The sequence below is a fragment of the Acidiphilium sp. AL genome, from assembly GCF_025499445.1.
Classification (GTDB): Bacteria; Pseudomonadota; Alphaproteobacteria; order Acetobacterales; family Acetobacteraceae; genus Acidiphilium; species Acidiphilium iwatense.
The window spans coordinates 1-4620 of sequence record NZ_JAIMBZ010000084.1 but is presented as its reverse complement, the minus strand read 5'-3'; the positions used below and the strand labels follow the sequence as shown (position 1 = coordinate 4620).

3 protein-coding genes and 3 pseudogenes are annotated in these 4620 nt (G+C 61.0%); 4 read left to right on the top strand and 2 right to left on the bottom strand.

Annotation, left to right across the window (positions count from 1 at the left end; all coding sequences use genetic code 11):
* Positions 1-192 (top strand): annotated as a pseudogene (locus AiwAL_RS19695) (integrase); the annotation flags it as partial.
* A complete protein-coding gene (locus AiwAL_RS19690) occupies positions 189-1178 on the top strand; it encodes a site-specific integrase (RefSeq protein ID WP_262313432.1) in 990 nt (329 codons plus the stop codon). The pseudogene AiwAL_RS19695 and the gene AiwAL_RS19690, both read left to right, overlap by 4 nt.
* Positions 1179-1259: 81 nt before the next feature.
* Here the strand turns inward: AiwAL_RS19690 and AiwAL_RS19685 are convergent.
* Positions 1260-1427 (bottom strand): annotated as a pseudogene (locus AiwAL_RS19685) (transposase); the annotation flags it as partial.
* Here AiwAL_RS19685 and AiwAL_RS19680 point away from each other — a divergent pair.
* Both AiwAL_RS19680 and ltrA read left to right on the top strand, forming a co-directional pair.
* Positions 1426-1833, top strand: coding sequence for a hypothetical protein (locus tag AiwAL_RS19680; protein ID WP_262313431.1), 408 nt, complete (start codon positions 1426-1428; stop codon positions 1831-1833). The pseudogene AiwAL_RS19685 and the gene AiwAL_RS19680 sit on opposite strands and share 2 nt — an antisense overlap.
* A gap of 718 nt (positions 1834-2551) precedes the next feature.
* Positions 2552-4027, top strand: a complete 1476-nt coding sequence (gene ltrA / locus AiwAL_RS19675) for a group II intron reverse transcriptase/maturase (protein ID WP_262313430.1) — start codon at positions 2552-2554, stop codon at positions 4025-4027.
* A gap of 160 nt (positions 4028-4187) precedes the next feature.
* Here the strand turns inward: ltrA and AiwAL_RS19670 are convergent.
* Positions 4188-4481, bottom strand: a pseudogene (locus tag AiwAL_RS19670) (ATP-binding protein); the annotation flags it as partial.
* Positions 4482-4620 lie beyond the last annotated feature (139 nt).

Sequence of the window (4620 nt, the reverse complement as noted above, 5' to 3'; positions counted from 1 at the left end):
CACGCCTTTGCTGTCAATACCATCCTGGACGCTTATCGCGACGACGGCGATCCCGCCGCACGACTTGCGGTCTTGTCGGCCTATCTCGGTCACATCAATCCGAGCCATACCTACTGGTACCTCTCGGCCGCACCAGAGTTGTTGAAGCTTGCCGGCGACCGGCTCGAGCGTCACCTCGGAGGTGACGCATGACCGCGATCGCCACGACCCTGCAGGCGTTCTTCACGGATCGCCTGGCTCGTCAACGTCAAGCCAGCCCACATACAGTTGCGTCCTATCGAGATGCCTTGCGGTTACTGCTGATCTTCGCCTCCAAACGCCAAGGAAAGGAGCCGTCGAAGCTCGATATCGACGATATCGATGCCGCACTTGTCGGCGCCTTCCTCGACCACATCGAGCAACAGCGGGAAAACAGCGTGCGCACCCGTAACGTTCGGCTCGCCGCGATCCGCTCCCTGTTCCGATACGCCGCGTTCCGTCATCCCGAGCATGCTGCCGTGATCGAACGTGTGCTTGCCATTCCTTCCAAGCGCTTCGACCGAAGGCTCGTTACATTCTTGACTGAACAGGAACTCGACGCACTGCTGGCAGCCCCCGCTCGGTCGACTTGGACCGGGCGGCGCGACCATGCCATGCTTGGGCTCGCGGCTCAAACCGGCCTGCGCGTGTCCGAACTGATCGGCCTGCGCTGTGCCGACGTCCATCTCGGATCTGGCGCGCATGTAAGCTGCGAAGGGAAAGGGCGAAAGCAGCGGATCACGCCGCTTACCTCGGGCACCGCCGCCATCCTGCGCGTTTGGCTTGCCGAGCGTGCTGGTCAGCCGGCGCAGCCCCTATTCGTGACACGGTCCGGAAAGGCACTCAGCCGCGACGCTCTCGAACATAGACTTGCCAAATACGTGCAGATCGCCGGCAGTATCTGTCCGTCACTGACACAAAAATCGGTGACCATGCATGTGTTGCGGCATTCCGCAGCGATGCGATTGCTGCGCGCCGGTATCGATACCTCGGTAATCGCGCTGTGGCTCGGCCACGAAAAGATCGAAACCACTCAAGTCTACCTGCACGCCGATCTTGAAATCAAGGAACGTGCCTTGGCCAAGACAGTACAAACGGGAACCAATCCCGGTCGCTTCCGGCCTGCCGACAAATTGCTCGCCTTCCTGGAAGCACTTTGATTATGCCGCTTCCTTCACAGCGATCACCGCCTCCCAGGCCGAGTTGCGGACGGAGGTCGGCATAATCCGGAAGTCGGCATGATGCACCGTGCAGCGCTGGTGACGCGTCGTGGGACAGACCTCCTCGAGCGCCTTCCAGAAGCCGAGCGCCCCGTCGCCGGTGGCCAATTGCGGCGCGATGGCCAGGCCACGGGCCTTCAGGTCCACCAGCAGTTCATGCCAACTTTGTGCGCTTTCCCGAAGGCCCATGCTGGTCGAGGCGGCCTGGGCGGCCGCCAAAGCACCGGGGCCGCTGCACGCGTTCTTTGTGCGCATCCGTGCCAGGCGCGGCCTGCAGATTGCGGCGGTCGCGCTGGCACGGAAGCTGACAGTCCTCTGCTGGCATCTCCTCACGAAGGAGGAGGACTATCTCTGGGCCCGGCCTGCGCTGGTCGCCAACAAGACGCGCGCCATGGAACTCCAGGCCGGCCTACCCCAGAAGAAGGGCAACCGGAGAGGAACCACCTACACCTACAATGTCAAAGAACTGCGAGACCTGGAGCGGCAACTGGCCGAACAGGCGGAACGCAGCTACGAGCACACCGTCGAAACCTGGAAAACAAGGCGTCCGAGGAACGGGGTGCGCGAGTGCCTCAATTCGGCAGGGCATGATTAGGCGACCCGGCGGCACTCTTAGCCGACGCGCCGCTCTTCGCCACGAGGTCACCCGCGCAGAAGGACAATAGCACAAAAGCTGGCGAAAGCGCTTGTCAATCTCATCCGTTGCACAGGGGTGGGCGCGGCGGCAGGTCAGGGCAACCCTCGATCTGATTCGGCGGCACCAACCTGCGACATTGAGACAGAGGAAGGTCCAAGACGAACACCGGTCATGCGGTAATCAATCCGCGCATCAGAGTCTGATCAACCGCCGTTTTGCGCCGCCGCGTCCTCCCCTGTGCAACCCAATCAGATGGACACCGCTGCAAGCGGCGGGCAGTTGCGCCTCAGCACGTTGACAACGAACATGAGTGCGCCGGGAGACCGGCAAGGAGCAGGAGGTGAAAGTCCACTACGATGAAGGAGTAGCAACCCGCATCGGCCCCGAGCCGTGCGCTGGCGTCCGCGAGGGCGTTGGCGAAGCGTCGGCAGGGGAGCGTGCAGGCCAGCCATTGAGCCGCGAAAGGATTGATGTCCCGGGTGCCGACGGTGTTCATGTACCGGAAGGCGAAATGGACGGGCGCGTTACTGCGAGCGCTCGCCCAACCCGGCGTGGCCCGAGACCCTGGCATGCACGGAAGCTCTTTGTACGGGAACCGGGAGATCTCCGGATTGGCCATCGGCCCATTGGTGGGACGAATGGTCCGTGGCGGGAAGGCGAGGAGCCGTAGCCGCCGATGCACGATCCGGAGAAGTCTGACTCTGGCATAGTAGCGAAGAAGCCGACGAACAAAACCGGGCGACCGGTGGCGGAGGCGGTGGAGCGAAGGCCGGAGACCAAGGGAAACGCGGACCAGCAAAACACGCTCCGGACCCAGAGTCGGGCAGGCGTGACCCAGGCGCTGGACCGCGTACGGCAAGCCGCAAGGCACAGGAAGAAGGAGGTTTTCACCGCGCTCCTCCACCACATCAATGTTGATACACTACGAACGGCGTTCTACGCGCTCAAGCGCAAAGCCGCCCCCGGAGTGGATGGCATGACGTGGCAGGACTACGAGGCCGATCTTGAGCTTAAGCTCATGGATTTGCATGAACGGGTCGACCGAGGTGCGTACCGACCGCAACCGTCCCGCCGGACCTACATACCAAAGGCGGATGGGAAACGGCGACCGCTGGCGATCGCGGCCCTGGAAGACAAGATCGTCCAAGGGGCAACCGTCATGGTGCTCAATGCCATCTACGAGGGAGATTTCCTCGGGTTTTCGTATGGGTTTCGACCTGGCCGGGGACCACATGATGCGCTGGATGCCCTGTCAACCGCGATCACGAAACGGAAGGTGAACTGGATACTTGACGCCGATATCCAAAATTTCTTTGGAAGTGTCAGCCAAGAATGGTTGGTTTGCTTCCTGGAACATCGGATTGGCGACAAGCGCATCATCCGCCTGATCCAGAAATGGCTGAGGGCGGGCATTCTCGAAGACGGGACCGTGACGGTCGATGACAGGGGAACGGGCCAAGGGTCGGTGGCTTCACCGCTCCTTGCCAATATCTACCTGCATTACGTCCTGGACCTGTGGGCCGAACGCTGGAGACGGCGGGAAGCCACCGGCGACATGATCATCGTGCGCTATGCTGATGATCTGGTTGTTGGCTTTGAGCACGAGGGCGACGCAGGTCGTTTTCTCGACGCGATGCGCACGAGGCTTGAGGAATTCGCACTGTCGCTCCATCCGGACAAGACCCGCCTGATCAAGTTCGGTCGCCACGCGGCGGCCGACCGTGAAAAGCGCGGGCTCGGCAAACCGGAGACCTTCATGTTTCTCGGCTTCACCTTCATCTGCGGAAAATCACGTGGAGGCCGCTTCCAGATTCAACGGAAGACCCGACGCGACCGCATGAAAGCGAAGCTTGCGGACATCAAGACGGAGCTACGACGACGAATGCATCAGCCCATCCCCGAACAAGGGAAATGGCTGAAGCAAGTCGTGACCGGGCATTTCGCCTACTACGCGGTCCCAACAAACAGCCGGGCGCTTTCAGCATTCCGGCACTTCGTGAGCGACCTCTGGCGGCGCTCGCTTCGGCGGCGCAGTCAAAAGGACGGCTTCACATGGGAACGCATGACGAAACTGGCCGACGACTGGTTGCCCAAGCCACGTGTCCTTCATCCTTGGCCAGATGCGCGCTTTGCCGTCAAACACCCAAGGTAGGAGCCGGATGCCTTAATTGGGCTTGTCCGGATCTGCGCGGGGGGCGCTCAGTAATGGGCGTCTCTACCGCGAAGAAAAACTGACCACGATGTGGGGTAGGATATCGCGTTTCGGTTTGGTTGCAAGGGGTAGTTTTGGCTTGATTGACGCGGAGCGACAATCAGGAAGATGCTTTGGGGGTTTGCCGGGTGGCTGGTCGTCCTGGCGCTCTTTTTCTCTCGAGTGCGGCGCGGCGTCTGTAGCTTTCGACGTTCATTTCGAGAATGGTGGCGTGGTGAACGAGGCGGTCCACGGCGGCCAAGGTCATGGCCTGATCAGGAAAAATCTTGTTCCATTCACCGAAAGCCTGATTCGCGGTGATCAGGATCGATCGGTGTTCGTATCGGCGGCTGATCAGTTCGAACAGAACCGAGGTCTCGGCCTGATCCTTGGTGACATAGGAAATGTCGTCGATTCACGTTGAGCTCAACGTGACTCGACTTATGTGCAGCGCGCAGTGATGTGGAGTCGAGGCCGTTTCCCGGCCTTAGTTAACGTCGTGGATCGCCCCCGCTCAACATAACCGATGCTGCGCAGGGTAGCGTGGTTCTCCC